At 62.5% G+C, this 19,195-nt stretch carries 21 protein-coding genes; 15 read left to right on the forward strand and 6 right to left on the reverse strand.

Going from position 1 to position 19,195, the window contains the following annotated elements:
- The first annotated feature begins 14 nt into the window (after positions 1–14).
- Entirely contained in the window at positions 15–434 is a 420-nt protein-coding gene (locus AB5Y54_RS15050) for a DUF4426 domain-containing protein (RefSeq protein WP_029313762.1), read from the forward strand.
- Positions 435–509: 75 nt separating this feature from the next.
- Here AB5Y54_RS15050 and AB5Y54_RS15055 read toward each other — a convergent pair whose 3' ends face one another.
- From AB5Y54_RS15055 to AB5Y54_RS15065, 3 genes are all read right to left on the reverse strand, one after another.
- Positions 510–1,340, reverse strand: coding sequence for a lysostaphin resistance A-like protein (locus tag AB5Y54_RS15055; protein WP_368153956.1), 831 nt, complete (start codon positions 1,338–1,340; stop codon positions 510–512).
- A 171-nt stretch (positions 1,341–1,511) separates the two neighbouring features.
- Positions 1,512–1,802 (reverse strand): hypothetical protein, encoded by a 291-nt coding sequence (locus AB5Y54_RS15060; RefSeq protein WP_039039963.1) that lies wholly within the window; start codon positions 1,800–1,802, stop codon positions 1,512–1,514.
- A gap of 49 nt (positions 1,803–1,851) precedes the next feature.
- Positions 1,852–2,226 (reverse strand): YacL family protein, encoded by a 375-nt coding sequence (locus AB5Y54_RS15065; protein WP_039039964.1) that lies wholly within the window; start codon positions 2,224–2,226, stop codon positions 1,852–1,854.
- A gap of 206 nt (positions 2,227–2,432) precedes the next feature.
- Between AB5Y54_RS15065 and AB5Y54_RS15070 the strand changes: the two genes are divergently transcribed.
- The 7 genes from AB5Y54_RS15070 to AB5Y54_RS15100 all read left to right on the forward strand — a co-directional run bounded on the left by AB5Y54_RS15070 (position 2,433) and on the right by AB5Y54_RS15100 (position 9,892).
- Entirely contained in the window at positions 2,433–3,548 is a 1,116-nt protein-coding gene (locus AB5Y54_RS15070; protein WP_183149277.1) for a sugar diacid recognition domain-containing protein, read from the forward strand.
- Positions 3,549–3,667: 119 nt separating this feature from the next.
- A complete protein-coding gene (locus AB5Y54_RS15075; protein WP_039039966.1) occupies positions 3,668–4,930 on the forward strand; it encodes a GntP family permease in 1,263 nt (420 codons plus the stop codon).
- A 9-nt stretch (positions 4,931–4,939) separates the two neighbouring features.
- Complete coding sequence (locus AB5Y54_RS15080) at positions 4,940–6,073, forward strand: glycerate kinase (RefSeq protein WP_219596196.1); 1,134 nt, start codon at positions 4,940–4,942, stop codon at positions 6,071–6,073.
- 262 nt (positions 6,074–6,335) lie between these two features.
- On the forward strand, positions 6,336–6,899 hold the full coding sequence (locus AB5Y54_RS15085; protein ID WP_219596195.1) for an NnrU family protein: 564 nt from the start codon (positions 6,336–6,338) through the stop codon (positions 6,897–6,899).
- A 59-nt stretch (positions 6,900–6,958) separates the two neighbouring features.
- Complete coding sequence (locus AB5Y54_RS15090; protein WP_010673063.1) at positions 6,959–7,495, forward strand: glutathione peroxidase; 537 nt, start codon at positions 6,959–6,961, stop codon at positions 7,493–7,495.
- 82 nt (positions 7,496–7,577) lie between these two features.
- Positions 7,578–8,513 (forward strand): LysR family transcriptional regulator, encoded by a 936-nt coding sequence (locus AB5Y54_RS15095; RefSeq protein WP_039039969.1) that lies wholly within the window; start codon positions 7,578–7,580, stop codon positions 8,511–8,513.
- A 182-nt stretch (positions 8,514–8,695) separates the two neighbouring features.
- Entirely contained in the window at positions 8,696–9,892 is a 1,197-nt protein-coding gene (locus tag AB5Y54_RS15100) for a NupC/NupG family nucleoside CNT transporter (protein ID WP_219596194.1), read from the forward strand.
- Positions 9,893–10,492: 600 nt separating this feature from the next.
- On the opposite strand, the gene AB5Y54_RS15105 is transcribed toward AB5Y54_RS15100, so the two are convergent.
- Together AB5Y54_RS15105 and arfB are read right to left on the reverse strand one after the other, a co-directional pair.
- Positions 10,493–10,987 carry a methylated-DNA--[protein]-cysteine S-methyltransferase gene (locus AB5Y54_RS15105; protein ID WP_103857996.1) on the reverse strand — a complete coding sequence of 165 codons (495 nt, stop codon included), beginning with the start codon at positions 10,985–10,987 and terminating at the stop codon, positions 10,493–10,495.
- Positions 10,988–11,013: 26 nt separating this feature from the next.
- Positions 11,014–11,430 (reverse strand): alternative ribosome rescue aminoacyl-tRNA hydrolase ArfB, encoded by a 417-nt coding sequence (arfB, locus tag AB5Y54_RS15110; RefSeq protein WP_368153958.1) that lies wholly within the window; start codon positions 11,428–11,430, stop codon positions 11,014–11,016.
- 201 nt (positions 11,431–11,631) lie between these two features.
- Between arfB and glnK the strand changes: the two genes are divergently transcribed.
- The 5 genes from glnK to AB5Y54_RS15135 all read left to right on the forward strand — a co-directional run bounded on the left by glnK (position 11,632) and on the right by AB5Y54_RS15135 (position 16,941).
- Positions 11,632–11,970: a P-II family nitrogen regulator gene (gene glnK, locus AB5Y54_RS15115; RefSeq protein WP_005332325.1), complete on the forward strand. Its 339-nt coding sequence runs from the start codon at positions 11,632–11,634 to the stop codon at positions 11,968–11,970.
- Positions 11,971–12,198: 228 nt separating this feature from the next.
- Positions 12,199–13,206, forward strand: coding sequence for a Fe(3+) ABC transporter substrate-binding protein (locus tag AB5Y54_RS15120; RefSeq protein WP_010673068.1), 1,008 nt, complete (start codon positions 12,199–12,201; stop codon positions 13,204–13,206).
- Positions 13,207–13,245: 39 nt separating this feature from the next.
- Entirely contained in the window at positions 13,246–14,871 is a 1,626-nt protein-coding gene (locus AB5Y54_RS15125; RefSeq protein WP_368153960.1) for an ABC transporter permease, read from the forward strand.
- A gap of 40 nt (positions 14,872–14,911) precedes the next feature.
- Positions 14,912–15,946, forward strand: coding sequence for an ABC transporter ATP-binding protein (locus AB5Y54_RS15130; RefSeq protein ID WP_368153961.1), 1,035 nt, complete (start codon positions 14,912–14,914; stop codon positions 15,944–15,946).
- A gap of 89 nt (positions 15,947–16,035) precedes the next feature.
- A complete protein-coding gene (locus AB5Y54_RS15135; protein ID WP_039039974.1) occupies positions 16,036–16,941 on the forward strand; it encodes a Dyp-type peroxidase in 906 nt (301 codons plus the stop codon).
- A gap of 79 nt (positions 16,942–17,020) precedes the next feature.
- Here AB5Y54_RS15135 and argR read toward each other — a convergent pair whose 3' ends face one another.
- Positions 17,021–17,491 carry a transcriptional regulator ArgR gene (gene argR / locus AB5Y54_RS15140; RefSeq protein WP_005308670.1) on the reverse strand — a complete coding sequence of 157 codons (471 nt, stop codon included), beginning with the start codon at positions 17,489–17,491 and terminating at the stop codon, positions 17,021–17,023.
- A gap of 200 nt (positions 17,492–17,691) precedes the next feature.
- On the opposite strand from argR, the gene AB5Y54_RS15145 reads away from it, so the two are divergent.
- Both AB5Y54_RS15145 and AB5Y54_RS15150 read left to right on the forward strand, forming a co-directional pair.
- Complete coding sequence (locus tag AB5Y54_RS15145) at positions 17,692–18,432, forward strand: ATP-binding cassette domain-containing protein (RefSeq protein ID WP_041210949.1); 741 nt, start codon at positions 17,692–17,694, stop codon at positions 18,430–18,432.
- 24 nt (positions 18,433–18,456) lie between these two features.
- Positions 18,457–19,194, forward strand: coding sequence for an arginine ABC transporter substrate-binding protein (locus AB5Y54_RS15150; protein ID WP_010673073.1), 738 nt, complete (start codon positions 18,457–18,459; stop codon positions 19,192–19,194).
- The last annotated feature ends 1 nt before the right edge of the window (position 19,195 follow it).

Consider the following 19,195-nt stretch of genomic DNA (forward strand, 5'->3'; position numbering starts at 1 on the left):
AGAGGGATGACATCATGAAAACTGCCTGGATGAGTTGCCTGCTGGCACTCCTGATGACGCTGCCGCTGCGGGCTGAGCAGATGCAGGAGCTGGGCCCCTGGAAAGTGCACTACAGCGCGTTCAACTCCAGCTTCCTCACCCCCGAGGTAGCCAGGACCTATGGCCTGGAGCGCAGCCGCTATAACGGCATCGTCAATATCGCGGTGCAGAACAAGCAGGGGGTGGCACAGGCGGTGGGGATCAGCGGCGAAGCCCGCAATCTGACCGGCACCCTTCGCACCCTGAATTTTCAGGAGGTGAAAGAGGGGAATGCCATCTATTACCTGGCAGTGCTGCCCTATCGCAATGAGGACACCTACCAGTTCACCCTGAAGATCATGGGGGAGGGGCAGCAGCAGACGCTGACCTTCCAGCAGACCTTCTACGTCGACTAGATTGCAGGGTGAATGCAGATGCCCTGCCCCCACGGGGGCGGGGCATTTTTTTGCCCGGTGAACCTGTGCTCGACGTCAGTGGCTGGCCAGGGGATAGGTAAACAGGGCCAGGTGGGCGAAGTTGAACAGGAAGTGGAGCAGGATGGCGATACTGAGGCGCCCGCTCAGCTGGAACGCCAGGCCATAGCAGGCCCCCGCCAGCGCGGCGAACAACACCAGCAACGGGCCACCGGCAAGATGGGCTGCGCCGAACAGCAGGCTGGCGACCAGGAGGCCTGCCCAGGGCGTGCTTCGGCTTGCCACCCCTTGCTGGATGCATCCCCGGAACAGCGCTTCTTCCGCCACACAGGTGAACAGCAGGTTGTTGAACGCGAACAGCCACCACCAGTGGGGCAGTCCCGCTTCGGGTTTGAGGGCGCCCAGTTGCCAGGCGGTGATGAGCAGGGCCGTGAGCGGCAGGATGAGCAGGGCCAGCGGCCGCCAGCGCATCGTTCCACCCGGGCCGAGCAGGCCGGGGATGCCCAGCAGCAGGGCGAAGAAAATGAGCGGCTTGTCCAGATTGAGGTAAAGGGTGAAGGGCACGCTGGCCGGGCCCGCCTGTACCTTGTCGAGCACCCTGAGATTGTCAAAGCCGGGCACCAGATGCAGCGTCAGGGCGAGGGACCACAGTAGGACCAGCGTCAGTGCGACGCCGCGCCAGGGTGGGGGCAGGGTGGGAGTGCGCCAGGCCAGCAGCAGACCGGCGAGGCTGACAAGAGCGGCGAGGGGCGCGAGTCGCTCAAGCCAGAGGGCGGTAAGCAGGGCAAGTCCCAACAGGAGCATGCCGGGCCTGGTCCGGCGGGCGAGGCAGCAGAGTACGGCCAGCCCCAGGACGAGCCAGATGAGGATATCGGGGAGTGGTAACATCGAGTCTCCTTGTATGAATGAAGGGCGCACCTTAACGATCCCCATGGTCTGGTTCAAGGAAAAGGGGGTGGCCGAGACTGGCCGGCAGAAGACGCGCAATGAAAAGCCGGAGCTGGGCTCCGGCTTGGACGGCGGCAAGATGCCACCGAGAGAGGCGATGGCCTTCCCGTATCAGCGACCGGACTCGGCGATGACCCGGGCGATGATGTCGGCGCGTTTGCTGGCTTCCAGCTCGCCCAGGGCGATGAGACCGGCCTTGAAGATGACGTTCTTCGGCAGACTGACGTCATCCAGAGTGGTGATGGCCTCGACGTGCATGCCGTTCAGGCGGCTGGCATCGCGCGGGCTCAGGTTGACCTGGGTGTTCAGCACCTGCTTGCCCTTCTTCTTGGGCTGGGCGGGTTTCTTCGGTTGATCCAGCTCGTCTTCCGGCAGTTCGTCATCAAAATCGTAAATGGACATAGTCAATCCTGTTGGGTTGCAAGGGGCATGCTCGCCCGAATGGGGGTAATCAGCCCATATCCTCGTTGCGGATAAAGGCGCGCCAGGAGCCGAGTACCTGGGCAAAATCTTCCAGCCCGCACATGGCCAGCTGTTCATCATCGTAGTAGGCGAGATCGTCGAGATCCTCGTCCTGCTCGATATTGAGGACATTGGCCTTCACCTCGGCTTCCTCGTGGGTCAGCAGCAGGGAGTAGTCGCCCCCCAGCAGCCGGTATTCGGTGCGGGCCCGGCTGGAGAGCTGGTCGATGATGGCGAACAGCTCGTCGAGCTTCTCCTCGTCCTTGCCCACCTCGTCGATCAACCACTGGCCGATGGCTTCATGGCCCATGGAGAACCGGGCGCGATAGCCACCGAACGGGTCGCGGCGAAATTCATAATCCATAGCGGAGTCCATATCGGAGGGTGAAACCACCACGGCGCAAAGCGGCATGATGCCGGATCCTTGATCCATGGTGGGGCACTGATAGCGTAAAGTGGCCTATTCTAGCGATCCCCCCCGCGCTTGTCTTGATGATGTGGGATCTTTAACGGGTGATCCCGGTGATGGCGCACGCCGGGGACCCTGTCAACGAATGGTATGGAGAGGCAATGCAGCTCAACGACGCGCTCGCGCATCAGATAGTCAGCCGGGCGATGAAGATCCTCTCGTTCTCGGTCAACGTCATGGATGAACGGGGACTCATCATTGCGTCCGGCAATCCGGAGCGGCTGCACCAGCGCCACGAGGGGGCCGTGCTGGCCCTGACCGAGAACCGGGTGGTGGAGATAAGCGAGGCCACCGCCCGGGAGCTCAAGGGGGTGAGGCCCGGCATCAACCTGCCCATCGCCTATCAGGGGGAGCTGCTCGGCGTCATCGGCATCTCGGGGGATCCGGACATCGTGCGTGCTTACGCCGAGCTGGTGCGCATGACCGCCGAGCTCATCCTGGAACAGGCGGCACTCACCGAGCAGTTGCAGTGGGACAAGCGCCACAAGGAGGAGCTGGTGTTGCAGCTCATTCGCGGCGAAGGGCGGGCCGATCAACTGCAACAGGTGGCCCGCTTCCTCGAGCTGGATCTCGCCCAGCCCCGGGTGGTGGCCGTGCTGGCGCTGGAGGAGGCCGAGCCCGCCCAGGTGAGGGAGCTGGTTCACCTGCTGGAAAACCCGGAGCGGGACAACCTGGTGGCCATCAACGGCCTGGACGAGATAGTGGTGCTCAAACCCGCCCAGCTCAGCGACGGCGTCTGGCAGTCGACGCAGGAGCGCAGTCGGATCCGGCAACTGCTCTCCCGTATTCCCCATTTCAAGGTTCGTATCGGGGTGGGTGATTACTTCGCCGGCATCCCCGGGCTGGCGCTCTCCTACCAGACGGCGCGAGACACCTTGCGCCGTGGCATGCGCCAATCGCCCCGCAAGCAGGTCTATTTCTTCGAGGATTACCGGCTCTCAGTGCTGCTCGGCACCCTGGCGGACTCCTGGCAGGCGGATCAGCTGCGGGCTCCGCTGCAAAAGCTGGCGCAGGAGGACACAAAGGGAACGCTGCAAAAGACGCTGCGCCAATATTTCTTGCAGGATTGTGATCTGCATCCCTGTGCCGAAGCCCTGTTCATTCACCCCAACACCCTGCGTTATCGACTGACCCGGATAGAGCAGATAACCGGCTTGAATTTCAATAAGTTAGATGACAAATTTCTGCTCTATCTCGGGCTCAGTCTCGATAGTTGATTTGTCTTTTCCAACAAAAATACAAGGCCGGTAAATGCTTTTTTTGGTTTTATGGCCAAAGCATTCCAGGCGGGGATCCCCATAATGGCGCCACTCATTACAACAACAAGGTGCCCGTCATGATCCCAGTCTCCGCGCTCGGCGCGCTCGCCGCGCTTTCCATCGCCATCTTCCTCATCCTGAAGAAGGTGCCGCCCGCTTACGGCATGATTGTCGGTGCCCTGGCCGGTGGCCTGATCGGTGGCGCCGACCTGACCCAGACCGTCGCCCTGATGATCGGCGGCGCCCAGGGGATCACCACGGCAGTGATGCGGATCCTGGCGGCGGGTGTGCTGGCCGGGGTGCTCATCGAATCGGGCGCCGCCACCACCATCGCCGAGACCATCGTCAAGAAACTCGGCGAAACCCGCGCCCTGCTGGCCCTGGCGCTGGCCACCCTGATCCTGACCGCGGTCGGCGTCTTCGTGGACGTGGCCGTCATCACGGTCGCCCCCATTGCGCTGGCCATCGCCCGCCGCGCCGATCTCTCCAAGGCGGCCATCCTGCTGGCGATGATAGGCGGTGGCAAGGCGGGCAACGTCATGTCTCCCAATCCCAACGCCATCGCGGCAGCCGATGCCTTCCACCTGCCTCTCACCTCGGTGATGGCGGCTGGCATCATTCCCGGCCTGTTCGGTCTGGTGATGGCCTACTGGCTCGCCAAGCGCCTCAACAACCGGGGCAGCAAGGTGGCCGCCGACGAGGTGGTGAGCTTTGACGGTGCCAAGTTGCCCGGCTTTGCCGCCGCCATCAGTGCGCCCCTGGTCGCCATCCTGCTGCTGGCCCTGCGTCCCATCGCCGGCATCGTGGTGGACCCGCTCATTGCGCTGCCCCTCGGCGGCCTGGTGGGGGCTCTGATGATGGGCAAGTTCACCAAGGTGAACCAGTTTGCCGTCTCGGGCCTGGCCCGCATGGCGCCGGTGGCCATCATGCTGCTGGGGACGGGGACCCTGGCGGGCATCATCGCCAACTCCGGCCTGAAAGATGTGCTCATCAGCGGCCTGACAGCTTCCGGTCTGCCCTCCTATCTGCTGGCCCCCATTTCCGGTGCCCTGATGTCGCTGGCGACCGCCTCGACTACGGCCGGGACCGTGGTGGCCTCCAACGTGTTCAGCGCCACTCTGATTGAACTGGGGATCAGCAGCCTGGCAGGGGCCGCCATGATCCACGCCGGCGCCACCGTGTTTGACCACATGCCCCACGGCTCCTTCTTCCATGCCACCGGCGGCAGCGTCCACATGGGCGTCGGCGAGCGACTCAAGCTCATCCCCTACGAAACTGCGGTCGGTCTGACCATCGCCGTTGTCTCCACCCTGATGTTTGGCGTGTTTGGCCTCGCCTAAGGAACTGATATGAAAATTGTGATCGCCCCCGATTCATTCAAGGAGAGCCTGAGCGCCATGGCGGTGGCCGATGCCATCGAGGCCGGTTTCAAGCAGGTGCTGCCGGATGCCACCTACGTCAAGCTGCCCATGGCCGATGGCGGCGAGGGGACGGTGCAGTCTCTGGTGGATGCCACCGGTGGTCGCATCCTGCCGGTCGAGGTGACCGCTCCCCTTGGCAACAGGGTACAGGGCTTCGTGGGCCTGCTGGGGGATGGCAAGCGCGCCGTCATCGAGATGGCGGCGGCCTCCGGCCTTCATCTGGTGGCGCCCGAGCTGCGCAATCCGCGGTTCACCTCCAGTGTCGGCACCGGGGAGCTGATCCTGGCCGCGCTGGAGATGGGGGTGGACCACCTCATCCTCGGCATCGGGGGCAGCGCCACCAATGACGGCGGTGCCGGCATGATCCAGGCACTCGGCGGCAAGCTCCTGAAAGCAGATGGTACCCCTATCGCGCCGGGCGGTGCCGGTCTGGCCGAGCTGGCCACCATCGACCTGAGCGGGCTGGATCCCCGTCTGACCGGACTCACCATCGAGGTGGCCTGCGACGTGGACAATCCGCTGTGCGGCCCGAAAGGGGCGTCCGCCGTGTTCGGTCCGCAGAAGGGGGCAACTCCCGAGATGGTGGCCGAGCTGGATGCCAATCTGGCCCGTTACGCGGACTGCATCGAGCAGGCGCTTGGCAAGCAGGTGAAGGAGATCCCGGGAACGGGGGCCGCAGGCGGCATGGGGGCAGCCCTGGTGGGGCTGCTCGGCGCCGAGCTCAAACCCGGCATCCGGATTGTCATCGAGGCGCTGAACCTGGCCGAGGCGGTGACCGATGCGGATCTGGTCATCACCGGCGAGGGCCGCATCGACAGCCAGACCATCCATGGCAAGACGCCCATCGGGGTAGCTCGTTGTGCCAAGCAGTTCGGCAAGCCGGTGATCGGCATCGCCGGATGCCTCACCGATGACTGCGGCGTGGTGCACGAGCACGGACTGGATGCGGTGTTCGCCGTGGTCAATCGGGCCATGTCCCTGCCGGAGGCGCTGGCCACCGCCACCACCAACCTGCAGCTCACGGCCCGCAACGTGGCGGCTCTCTACCTGCTGCGCAAATGACCCTCTCTCCTGGCCGATGCGGTGCATCGGCCTGACCTTGCCCCGTGCAGCAGAGTGAGCGGCCCGGCGTGGCACCTCTGACGCACTTGCCGATCCTTGGGTCGGCTTTTTTTTATTATCCTGCTGTCTTTCATATGGTTTTTGTATTCTGACAAGGGGCTTTGCGGCATAGTGATCTCCCGACAGTGAGGGAGCCACGAGAAACAAGGCCCGCCTGAGGAAGGGCTTCCCATTCCGGGGGGCAATATGCGAGGAGCGAGCCATGATCCTGCTGACCCTGGGGGTGGTGTTGTTCACCCTGACTCATCTTTACCCCTGTTTCGCGGCACAACACCGCGCCCGTCTGCGGGAGCGGCTGGGGGAGAACCGCTACAAGGGGCTCTTCTCGCTGCTGGTGTTCGTCGCCATCGGCTGCATCCTCGCAGGCTGGCGCAGTGCCAGCCCCATGCCCCTCTATTTTCTGCCTGTCTGGGGGCCCACCCTGGTGATGGGGGTCATGCCGATCGCCCTCGTCCTGCTGTGCGCGGGGCAGGGGGCCAACCATTTCCGCCGTTGGCTGGTGCATCCCCAGCTGCTCGGGGTGCTGCTCTGGTCGGGGGCCCATCTGGCGGTGAACAGCGAGGCGCGTTCTCTGGTGCTGTTTGGCGGGCTCGGTCTCTGGGCTCTCATCAGCATCGTCTGGATTTCGATGCGGGAGTGGGGTCGTCACCCTCGTGCCGCCGCCACCTGGCAGGGGACGGGGATCAGTCTGGGGGCGGGGCTGGCCCTCGCGGCTCTGCTTATCTTCTGGGGACACGGCTGGCTGACCGGGATCCCCCTGCACTGATCCCTGAACCAGATTCCGGGGTCTTGCGTATGATGGACAAAACAATGGGAGTCATGTCGATGAAATGGTTCACCCTGCTGCTGATGCTCGGCTCGGGCGCGGTCTCTGCCGCCTGCCCCGATTACTTCAACGTGGAGATGCGGGAGCTCAACAGCACCCAGCGCCACAACCTCTGCCAGTTGACCGAAGGCAAGGTGGTGCTGGTGGTCAACACCGCCTCCTACTGCGGTTACAGCGGTCAGTTCCGGGATCTGGAAGCCCTCTATCAGGGCTACAAGGAGAAGGGACTGATGGTGCTGGGCTTCCCCTCCAACGATTTCTGGCAGGAGGCGGGCAACGAGAACAAAACCGCCGAGGTATGCCGCCGGGACTACGGGGTGACCTTCCCCATGTTCAACCGGGTGGCGGTGCGGGGTTCGGATGCGGTGCCGCTGTTCAAGGGGCTGGCCGCGGCTGCCGACGGTGATGCGCCCAACTGGAACTTCCACAAGTACCTGGTCGGGCGGGACGGCAAGCTGATTGCGAGCTATGGCGCCAACCAGAATCCGTCGGATGATCCTCTCAAACAGCAGATCATCGATGCCCTGGGGCACTGACCCTACCCCATGGCGGGCCGCTCTGGAAAAATGCGGCCCCGCCATCCACTCCGGTGACTCCGTGCTGCAACGTCTTCCCCAAATGGTGATCTTCGATGCCCTGGTTCGTGAACAGGGCATCTCGGCGGCTGCGCGCCGCCTCGGGGTCTCCAAATCCCACATCAGCAAGCAGCTCGCCCTGCTGGAAACCGCGCTCGGCGCCCAGCTGGTACAGCGCACTACCCGCCGTTTCGGGCTCACCGAACTGGGTCTGGAGTATGCCCGCCACTGCCGCGCTCTGGTGGCGGTGGCGTTGGAGGCGGAATCCATGGTGGCGGAGCGCCGTGGCAAGGTGAGCGGCGTGCTCCATCTGGGGGTTGGTCAATCCTTCGGGCGGTTGCACGTGATCCCGCGCCTCAAGGCGTTTCAGGCACGTTATCCGGATCTGGAGCTGGAGGTGTCCCTGTTCGATCACCGCACCAATCTGGTGGATGAGGGGCTGGATCTCTGGATCACCACCTACGAGGACAAACCCGAGTCCCTGGTAGGGCAGCGACTGGCAGACATCGGTTTCGTGCTGGTGGCCTCGCCGGATTATCTGCTGAGTCACGGCACGCCACTGCACCCCAGGGATCTGGCCCATCACAATTGCATCACCTACCAGAGCCGGGAGCGGCGCTACCACGAGTGGTCATTTCGCCAGGGCAAGGAGCGCCAGACGGTGCAGGTGGCGGGCAACTATCGGGTGGATCTGGCGGAAGCGGTGCGTGACGCCGCCCTGGCCGGGCTTGGCATCGCCTATGTGGCCAACTACCTGCTGGACAAGGAGCTGCAATCTGGTCAGCTCATCCCTCTGCTGCCCCAGTGGCAACCGAACCAGAAGATGGCGGTGCACGCCGTCTATGCCAGGCGAGAGCATCTGGATCCCAAGATCCGCCTCTTCATCGACTTCCTCAAGGAGAGCTTCGGACCCGGGCCCTACTGGGCGCAGCGACTCGCACCCTGGCTCGGGGGGAAATTGTCCGGCACCGAGGAATAATCGTTTCCATACAAGAACACTGGCGTGAGTGCGGTTTCAAAGTTGTGTCAAATCAGTCAGTTGGCGCAACCGATATCGTGCAAACGTTTTTGCTAACAGGGTTGTAACCCGGCAGGGTTGCGGCGGTGAGGGGAGGGGAGCAGAATCCGCGCCCATCTTCAGCCTCACTGGATGGAATCCCCATGATTGCCCTGCTTGGTATCCTGAGCATCCTGGCCCTGGCCGCACTCTGCTCTGATAATCGTCGTCGTATCCCGTTGCGAACAGTGGGCTTTGCCCTCTGCCTGCAAGTGCTCTTCGCCGCCCTGGTGCTCTGGCTGCCCGCCGGTCAGCAGGTCTTGAACGGTGTCAGCGAGAGCGTCAGCAGCGTCATCGGCTACGGCCAGGAGGGGATTGCCTTCCTGTTCGGGGATCTGGCCAAGTTCAAACTCGGTTTCATCTTCGCCTTCAACGTGCTGCCGGTGATCATCTTCTTCTCCGCGCTGATCGCCATCCTCTATCACATCGGCCTGATGCCCAAAGTGATCGCCCTGCTCGGCGGCGGCCTGCAGAAATTGCTGGGCACCGGCCGCGCCGAGAGCCTCTCTGCCACCGCCAACATCTTCGTCGGCATGGTGGAAGCGCCGCTGGTGGTCAAACCCTATCTCTCCAGGATGTCCGATTCCCAGTTCTTTGCGGTGATGAGCTGCGGGCTGGCCTCGGTAGCCGGCGGCACCCTGGTGGGCTACGCCAGCATCGGGGTCGAGCTGAAATACCTGATTGCGGCGGCTTTCATGTCCGCCCCTGCCGGGCTTGCCATGGCCAAGATCCTGGTGCCGCCCGCCGCGCAAGAGGAAGATCACCACGAAGACGTGGAGATCCCCCGCGCCACCAACGTCATTGAAGCGGCCGCCGATGGCGCCATGGCGGGTCTCAACATCGCCGTCGCCGTGGGGGCGACCCTGCTGGCCTTCGTCGGTGTGATCGCCCTGCTCAACGGCCTGCTGGGCTGGGCCGGCGACCTGGTGGGGCTGGAGCTGAGCTTCCAGATCATCCTGGGCTGGCTGTTTGCCCCCGTCTCCTGGCTCATCGGCGTCCCCTGGGATCAGGCCCAGGCGGCCGGTGCCCTGATCGGCACCAAGATCGTCATCAACGAGTTCGTCGCCTTCATTGCCCTGGTGCAGGATCAGACCCTGAACGAGTCGAGCAAGGCCATCGTCACCTTCGCCCTGTGTGGTTTCGCCAACATCTCTTCCATGGCGATCCTCATCGGCGGCCTGGGGGCCATGGTGCCGGAGCGAAAGTCCTTCATTGCCCGCTACGGCATGCGCGCCATCCTGGCGGGGGGGCTGGCAAACCTGATGAGCGCCTCCCTGGCAGGCTTGTTCCTCGCCCTCTGATAGACCCTGGAAGTCAGCACCTTCCGGTCATTGCCCGCTTCGGCGGGCTTTTTTGCACCCGCTTGCAGGCAAAAAAAGCGCCTCTGGGGAGGCGCGGGGAAAAGACAGATTGGAAGCGTCACATGGGTGCCACCTGAATGAGGGATGAGCCGTCCCATCCAAGTGTGAAGCCATGATGCCTGATACTCTCTGAAGCGCTTCTGAGGCGATTCTTCATACTGTGTTCATTTTCAAAATGCTGCCGTAATGTGATTTTTAAATGTTTGATGCTGAAATAAAATAAATAATCAGCGATTTATTTTGTTGTGCTGCTCAAAGGAAAGATGAATCGGGGCGGTGGGCACGCTCCTGCCATGGGGCGGTTTCGTCGGAATATTATCCCGATGCCTGCTCAACGCATCACGCAACCATGCTGCAAGATGGCAAGAAACCAGCATGTGATGGGGATGCTGTCCGTCATGAGCAGTGCAACGCGGTATGCTGTTGGGACCAGCAACTCGCATGTGATGGAGATGCCGCTCGTCAGAGGATCCGCGCGAGTGGCCTGCGGTCTGTGGTGCCAGCACCCGCAACCCGCATTTGACAGGGAGGCGCGCCCTTTCATGGGGTCAGCGCGAAGTGGTCTGCGGTCTCTTGCTCCAGTGCCAGCAACCAGCGCTTGATGGGGATGCCTCCCCCGTAGCCGGTCAGTTCACCGCTGCGCCCTATGACCCTGTGGCAGGGCACTATGATGCTGAGGGGATTGCGGCCGTTGGCGGCGCCCACCGCCCGCACCGCCCTGGGGTTGCCGATGGCCTCTGCAATCTGGAGGTAGCTGACGGTCTCGCCGTAGGGAATGTCGCACAACGCCTGCCACACGGCCTGCTGGAATGGTGTGCCCGTGGCGGCCAGGGGGAGATCGAAGCGCCGCAGGCGGCCGGCAAAGTAGGCGGAAAACTGCTCGACAAAGGGGGCCAGGGCGGCATCATCCCGCTGCCACTCCGGTTGCGGCAGGACGGGGCGCTCCCCTTGCATGAATTCCACGTGGCGCAGCCCGGCCCCATCGATGGCGATGAGCAGGGGCCCCTTGGCGCACTCACAAAAGCTGTACTGCATTCTCTTGTCCTCGGGCTTGTGGCAGGTCACTCCAGCACGGGCTTGCCGCGGGTGGATTTGATCTCTCCCTTGCGTTTCTTGGCATCGACCCGCTTGCGTTGGGAGCTGCGGGTCGGCTTGGTGGCGTGGCGGGCCTTGGGGCGCCAGGCGGCTTTTTTCAGCAGCTCGGCCAGGCGGCTCATGGCCTCCTTGCGATTCATGTCCTGGCTGCGATGGGTCTCGGCCCTGATCTGGATGAAGCCGTCGTGAACCCGGCTGTCGCTGAGCCGCTCCAGTCCCTCCTTGTAGAGCGGCGGCAGGCTGGGGGAGTCGCGATAATCGAAGCGCAGCCAGACGGCGGAGTCGGTCTTGTTGACGTGCTGCCCGCCATTGCCCTGGGCCCGCATGGTCTGGAATTGCAGTTCATGCCAGGGGATGATCACGCTGTTGGAGATGACTAACATGGGGTGATGCTCTCATTTGGTGCATCAAGGGAGTCTGGTGCAGCTTGGTGCCTCATTATGGGGCGAGATGCGCTTCCTTGGTGATCCTGAGCCTTTCTGGCTCAGAGTGTCATATCTATCTATATGAAAATAAACGATAAAAATACTTGGCACAAGAATTGATGACCCATTCGTGACATACCATGGATTGGGAGCAACCAGATGAAGCTGATTACTGCGATTATCAAACCTTTCAAGTTGGACGACGTGCGCGAGGCCATCGCCAACCTGGGGGTGGAAGGCCTGACCGTCTCCGAAGTGAAGGGTTTTGGTCGCCAGAAGGGGCACACCGAATTATACCGGGGGGCCGAGTACCAGGTCGACTTTCTGCCGAAGGTAAAGCTGGAGATCGCCACCGCAGACGAGAACGTCGAAGGGGTGATCGAGGCCATCTGCAAGGCTGCCTATACCGGCAAAATCGGTGACGGCAAGATTTTCGTCTATGACCTGCTGCAAGCGGTGCGTATTCGTACTGGTGAGAGCGACGACGAGGCGCTCTGAATACGCTCCTTTGCCCGGCCGGGTCGGGCAAAGGTCCGGGCAGGTTCTGCCGACAGTGTGAAGGGGTGGTCGTCGAAAGACCGGATGGGATTCCATCCGGTCTTTTTGTTTGGCCGCTGATTAAATAGATCGTTCCAACCCAGCAAACAGCCTTGATCCTCTCCTCCCGATTCATGCAGAATGCAAACGAAAATGGTTATCACTCTTTACGCAGACAAGGAACGGATGATGAAAATGAAGATGTTGGCACTGGCTTTCTCCACGCTTGTCGCCCAGTCGGCGTTCGCCGCCCAGGAGGTAAACGTCTATTCGAACCGTCAGGATGAGCTGATCAAGCCCATCATCCAGCAGTTCGAGAAGGAGACTGGGATCAAGGTCAATGTGGTGTTTGCCAAAGAGGGGCTGAACGAGCGTCTGGAACGGGAAGGCAAGCTCTCTCCGGCCGATCTGATGCTGACCGTGGACATCAGCCGTCTGACCGAGCTGGTGGACAAGGACCTGGTGCAGCCGGTGGACAGCAAGACGCTGCAGGAGAACATCCCCGCCATCTATCGCGATCCGGACAACCGCTGGTTCGCCTTGACCACCCGGGTGCGTGCCATCTACTCCAGCAAGGAGCGTCTTGGCAAGCTCGACACCATCCGCTACGAAGATCTGGTCAAGCCTGAATTCAAAGGAAAAATTTGTACCCGTAGCGGCAAGCACGAGTACAATGTGGCGCTGGTTTCGTCCATGATTGCCCATCACGGCATGGCGGACACCAAGACCTGGCTGGAAGGGGTCAAGGCCAACCTGGCGCGCAAGCCCCAGGGCAACGACCGTGATCAGGTCAAGGCGATCAAGGACGGCATCTGTGATGTCTCCCTGGGCAACAGCTACTACCTGGGTGCCATGTTGAAGGACCCGGCGCAGAAGTCCTGGGCCGACGCGGTGGAAATCAACTTCCCGAACCAGGGTGATCGCGGTGCCCACGTCAACGTGAGCGGCGTGGCCATGACCAAGTATGCCAAGAACAAGGACGCAGCACAGAAGCTGATGGAGTTCCTCTCCGGGGATACCGCCCAGCACATGTATGCGGATGTGAATGCCGAGTACCCGGTCAAGGCGGGGGTCGAGCCTTCTGCCATGGTCAAGTCCTGGGGCACGTTCAAGTCTGACCCCATGCCGGTCAGCGATTATGCCAAGCACCGCAAGGACGCCTTGCAACTGCTGGATGAAGTGAAATTCGACTTGTAATCAGATGGGGCCAACGGCCCCATCAACTTCTGTGGACTCATGAAACATTTTGGATGGATTGCCGGCAGCTGGGCCACCGCCCTGCTGCTGGGTTTGCCGGTACTCGCCCTGGTCTTCTCCGCCTTCTCGGCTGATGGGGAACTGTTTGCCCACCTCGCCGATACCGTACTGCCGGACTATCTGCGAAACACGTCCGGCCTGGTGCTGGGGGTGGTCTGCTTCAGCCTGCTGTTCGGAGTGCCCACCGCCTGGCTGGTGGCCATGTGCGAGGTGCCGGGGCGCCGCGCCCTGCAATGGGCGCTGATGCTGCCCATGGCGATGCCCTCCTATATCGTTGCCTACGTCTATACCGACCTGCTCGACTACTCGGGCCCGCTGCAGGCGGGGCTGCGTGCCCTGTTTGGCTGGCAGGGACCGACCGACTACTGGTTCCCGGGCATTCGCTCCCTCGGGGGCGCCGCCTGGGTGCTGGCGCTGGTGCTCTTCCCCTATGTCTATCTGCTGGCACGGGCCTCCTTCCTGGAGCAGTCGGTCAGCCTCATTCACTCCAGCCGTCTGCTCGGCTGCACCCCCTGGCAGAGCTTTCGCCGCCTGAGCCTCCCCCTGGCCCGCCCGGCCATCATGGTGGGGGCATCTCTGGTCGCGATGGAAACTCTGGCGGACTTTGCCACCGTCCACTTCTTTGCCATCAACACCCTGACCACCGCCATCTACGACACCTGGCTAGGCTACGGCAGCCTGGCGACCGCCGCCAAGCTCTCCTGTCTGATGCTGCTGGCGGTGGTGCTGCTCATCGCGCTGGAGCGCCGCTCCCGCCAGCGCCAGCAGGTGTTCCAGAAGTCCATGGGCTTCGAGCAGCCCCTGCGTTACCCCCTCGGGGGCCTGAGGGGCGTGCTGGCCGGGCTCTGGTGCTGGGGCCTGGTGCTGGCGGGGTTCGCCCTGCCGTTCGTCATCCTGTTCGATTACGGGGTGCGTTACTTCGCGCTGTCGTGGACGCCCGAATTCGTGCGCTTTGCGGGCAACAGCCTTGCCATCTCGGCCCTGACCGCCCTGCTGGCCATGGCCATTGCCCTGCTGCTCGGCTTCTTCCGTCGCCTCGATGGGGGGACTCGCAGCCTGCTGCCCCTGCGCCTCGCCGCCATGGGCTATGCCATGCCGGGGACCGTGCTGGCCATCGGCGTGCTGGTGCCGCTCACGGCCCTTGATTTTGGCATCAACGATCTGGCCGAGTGGCTCGGGATGCCGGGCCCCGGTCTGCTCCTGACCGGCACCCTCACCGCCATCGTGTTCGGTTATCTGGTGCGCTTCGTGGCCATCGCCATCGGGTCGGTGGAGAGCAGCATGAGCAAGATCTCCCCCAGCCTCGACATGGCGGCCCGCTCTCTGGGGCAGGGGGCGGGCGGCATGCTGCGTCGCATTCACCTGCCGCTGGTACGGCGCGGCCTCTTTGCCGGCGCCATGCTGGTGTTCATCGAATCCATGAAGGAGCTGCCCGCCGCCCTGCTGCTGCGGCCGTTCAACTTCGAAACCCTGGCGACCCACGTCTATCAGTTCGTCTCGGACGAGATGCTGGAGCGGGGGGCGCTCGGTGCCATCGTCATCGTGCTGGTGGGGCTGATTCCCCTGCTGTGGATCAACCGTACCCTGGATGGTCCAGGCCATTGAGCGGCCCCGTCCGGCATCACTACGCGAGAGGAAAAGAACCTTGTCCTGCCTGAATATCGAGAAGGTCAGCTGTCACTACAATGGCCGCCCCGTGCTGGAGCAGCTCTCCCTGCAGGTGGCCGACAACGAGATCGTCTGTCTGCTGGGGGCCAGCGGCTGTGGCAAGACCACGCTGCTCAAGGCGGTGGCCGGTCTGCTGCCCCTGGCCCAGGGGGAGATCCGGCTGGGAGAGACCCTGCTCGATGCCCCCGGAGTGAGTGTGCCGCCGGAGGCCCGCCATATCGGCATGATCTTCCAGGATTACGCTCTCTTTCCTCACCTGACGGTGGCCGAGAACGTCGGCTTCGGCCTGACCGGGCAGGATCGCGGCAGCCGCCAGCAGCAGGTGGAAGAGGCGCTGGCGCTGGTCAACCTGCAGGGATTGGGGGAGCGCTATCCCCACCAGCTCTCCGGCGGCCAGCAGCAGCGGGTGGCCATCGCCCGCGCCCTGGTGTGCAAGCCGCGCCTGATACTGCTGGACGAGCCCTTCTCCAACATCGACACCCAGGTGCGGATGAAACTGATCCTCGAGATCCGCGCCCTGCTCAAACAGCAAGGCATTGGTGCCATCTTCGTCAGCCACAGCAAGGAAGAGGCCTTCGCCTTCGCCGACCGGCTGGCTCTGTTTCGCGCCGGTCGCATCGAACAGGTGGGGGAGCCGGAGCAGCTCTATCGCCGCCCCGGGAACCGCTTCGTGGCGGAGTTTCTCGGCGGGGTCAACTATCTGGCGGCCGAGGTGGTGGACAGCCACTGCGTGCAGACCCTCCTTGGAACCATCTGCGGTCAGGAGCCCCATGGCCGCGCGGTGGGGGAGCGGTTGCAGCTCATGCTCAGACCCCAGCAGTTGGCGCTGACGGCGGCGGATGACGGTGAGATCCGGGTGCGTGAGCAACAGTTCCTGGGCCATCACTGCCGGGTACTGGTGGAGTGTGGCGGCCAGCAACTGGAAGCCAGCATCGGTGAGCCCCTGGAAGGGGAGCGCGCGCGGGTGACCGTGGCTCCTCATGCCCTGGTGTTGTTTGACCCCTTGCCATGAGTGCGTGGTATTGTCGTGAAATCAATGAACTGGAAGCGCGCTGGTTTATAATCGCGCCACGCCCATAGCCAACGCACTTGGAGAGAGACATGAAAGCCCAAGCCGGGATCTGCGCAGAGCCGAATCTGCACGCCCTCTATCTGATGTTCAATCGCACCGGTGACGCCGCTGCCCTGACCTCCCGCCTGGCCAGCCTGCCAGCACTCTGGGAGGCGGTGAGCGCCGACTTCCCCGATGCGGCCTTCAGCGGTCTGGTCGCCGTCGGGGCCGACGCCTGGGATGATCTCTATCCTGCCGCCCGGCCGCCCCAGTTCCGCGGTTTCATGGCGCAATCCGCCAACGGTCAGGAGGCCCCCAATACCCCGTTCGATCTGTTCGTGCAGTTGCGTGCTGATCGGGTGGACGTGCTGCATCATGCCGGTCATCGCGTCATGGCCCTGCTGGCCGGGCTTGTTGAATTGGCCGAGGAAGTCCGCGGTTTTCGCAACCAGGATTGCCGGGATCTGACCGGTTTCGTCGACGGCACCGAGAACCCGCAGGATGAGCACCGCGCCGTGGTGGCGTTGCTGGACGGCGGCGAGTTCGCCGGTGGCTCCTACATCCACGTGCAGCGCTGGGTCCACGCCATGAGCGACTGGGAGAAGCTGGCCCTGAAGGAGCAGGAAGACATCATAGGCCGCACCAAAGTCGACAACATCGAATACGAGTCCGCCGACAAGCCGCTCACTTCCCACATCAAGCGGGTCAACCTCAAGACCCCGAAGGGGGAGTCCATGGAGATCCTGCGCCAGAGCATGCCCTGGGGCACCATGAGCGAGCAGGGGCTCTACTTCATCTCCTGCTGCCGCACGCCGCTGCACTTCAACGCCATGCTGGCCAGCATGTACAAAGGGGAAGGCAGCCACTTCGATCACCTGCTGCGCTTCACCCGGGCGGTGACCGGCGCGGCCTTCTTCGCCCCTTCCGTCGATTTTCTGGTGGCCGAGGGCAAATAAGCCCGGCCTGCCGACCGCTCAAAACAAAAAATCCCGGCCAAGGCCGGGATTTTTGTGCGGATCGCCCAAGGCGACCGGATCAGGGCGTCTGCTCGAACAGCTCGAGGGCGGAGAGGTAGAGCTCCTCGATGTCGGTATCGCTGGTCGGGGTGATGAAGATGGTGTCATCACCGGCGATGGTGCCGAGGATCCCTTCGGCCTTGCCGAGGGAGTCAAGCAGGCGGGCGATCAGCTGGGCTGCGCCGGGGCTGGTGTGGATCACCACCAGAGCGCCGTTGTGGTCGACATCCAGCACCAGGTTCTTGAGGGGGCTGGAGGTGGTGGGCACGCCCAGCTCCACCGGCAGACAGTAGACCATCTCCATCTTGGCATTGCGGGTGCGAACGGCGCCGAAGCGGCTCAGCATGCGCGAGACCTTGGATTGGTTGATGTTCTCGAAGCCCATCTCTTGCAGGGCAGTCACTATCTCTGCCTGGGAGCCGAAACGCTCCTCTTTCAGCAAGGCTTTAAAGGCCTTGGCCAGTTTTTCTTGCTTGTCGTTATGTTTCATCTTGGACTCACGAATGAGGGGAGTGACCGCCTGTCACGCTCAGGCGGCAGATACGAACAGCGCTGCTATTTTGCATTCATATGCCTGTTTTGGCAAGGAAGCGGCGCTTGTTCTGCATATTGATTCAAATATAGCTTGCATCAACTTATGCTGGCGCTAGAATCAGGACGAAATTTTGAAAACTTATTCAATTGGGCTGTATGGGTATCGAATTAATCGGCATCGAAAAATCCTGGCACAAGGTGCCGGTACTGCAGCAGGTGAGCTTTCGGACTGCTCCCGGCGAGACCTTGGTATTGCTGGGCCCGAGCGGGGCAGGCAAGAGCTCTCTGCTGCGCATGATGAACTTGCTGGACACGCCGGATGCCGGTGTGTTGCGCATCGCAGACTGTGAATTTTCTTTCCCGTCCAGCCTCTCAACTGCCGAATTCAACCGTCAGGCACAGGCGCTGCGCCGCAAGGTGGGCATGGTGTTCCAGCAGTACAATCTGTGGCCGCACCTCACCGTGATGGAGAATCTGATTGAAGCGCCCGTCAAGGTGCTCGGCATGAGCCGCGACGCGGCCATCGAGAAAGGGGCCTATTTGCTGGCCCAGCTGCAACTGGCCGACAAACGGGACGCCTGGCCCGCACGGCTTTCCGGTGGCCAGCAGCAGCGGGTCGCCATTGCCCGGACCCTGATGATGGATCCCCAGGTGCTGCTGTTTGACGAACCGACGGCTGCCCTGGATCCCGAAATTACCAAAGAGGTGGCGGAGATCATCCGCACTCTGAGCCAGACCGGCATCACCCAGGTGGTGGTGACCCACGAGGTGGAGTTCGCCCGCAAGGTGGCCAGTCAGGTGATCTATCTGGAGAAGGGGCGGATCATCGAATCCGGCACCGCCGCCATCTTCCAGTCCCCGCAAACCAGCCGGTTTGCCGAATTCTTGATGCATTGATATTGAGTCGATAAGGAAGCTGTCATGAAAAAGAGTCTGTTGCTGATCGCCGCCATGGGTCTGCTGAGCACTTCTGTGCTGGCCAAAGAGATCAAGTTCGCCACCGAGGCAACCTATGCGCCGTTCGAATACCTGGATGACAAGAACGAGTTCCAGGGCTTTGACATCGATCTGGCCCGCGCTGTCTGCGAGCAGGCCAAGCTGGAGTGCAGCTTCCACAACCAGGCCTTCGACAGCCTGATCCCCAGCCTCAAGTTCCGTCGCTATGATGCCGTCATCGCCGCCATGGACGTGACGCCGGAGCGGGCCGCCCAGGTCGACTTCTCCGACATCTATTACGAGAACTCCGCGGTGTTCGTCGCCAAGAAAGAGACCTTCAAGGGGCCGGACGATCTGGTGGACAAGACAGTCGGCGTGCAGAACGGCACTTCTCACCAGTCCTATCTGGTGGACAACTGGGTGAGCAAGGGTCTGCTGACCGTGCCCTACGCCAGCTACCAGAGCGCCTTCCTGGACATGATGAATGGCCGTACTGACGGCGTGTTTGCCGATACGGCGGTGGCCGCCGACTGGCTCAAGCAGCACAAGGAATACGCCGTGGTCGGTACCCCGGTGACCGACGCCAAGTACTTCGGTACCGGTTTTGGCATCGCGGTGGCCAAGGGCAACCAGGAACTGCTGACCCAGCTGAACAAGGGGCTGGCCGAGATCAAGGCCAACGGCACCTATCAGAAGATCTATGACAAGTACTTCGCGCAGTAAG

It is taken from the genome of Aeromonas sp. s9, assembly GCF_040907765.1.
GTDB lineage: Bacteria > Pseudomonadota > Gammaproteobacteria > Enterobacterales > Aeromonadaceae > Aeromonas > Aeromonas caviae.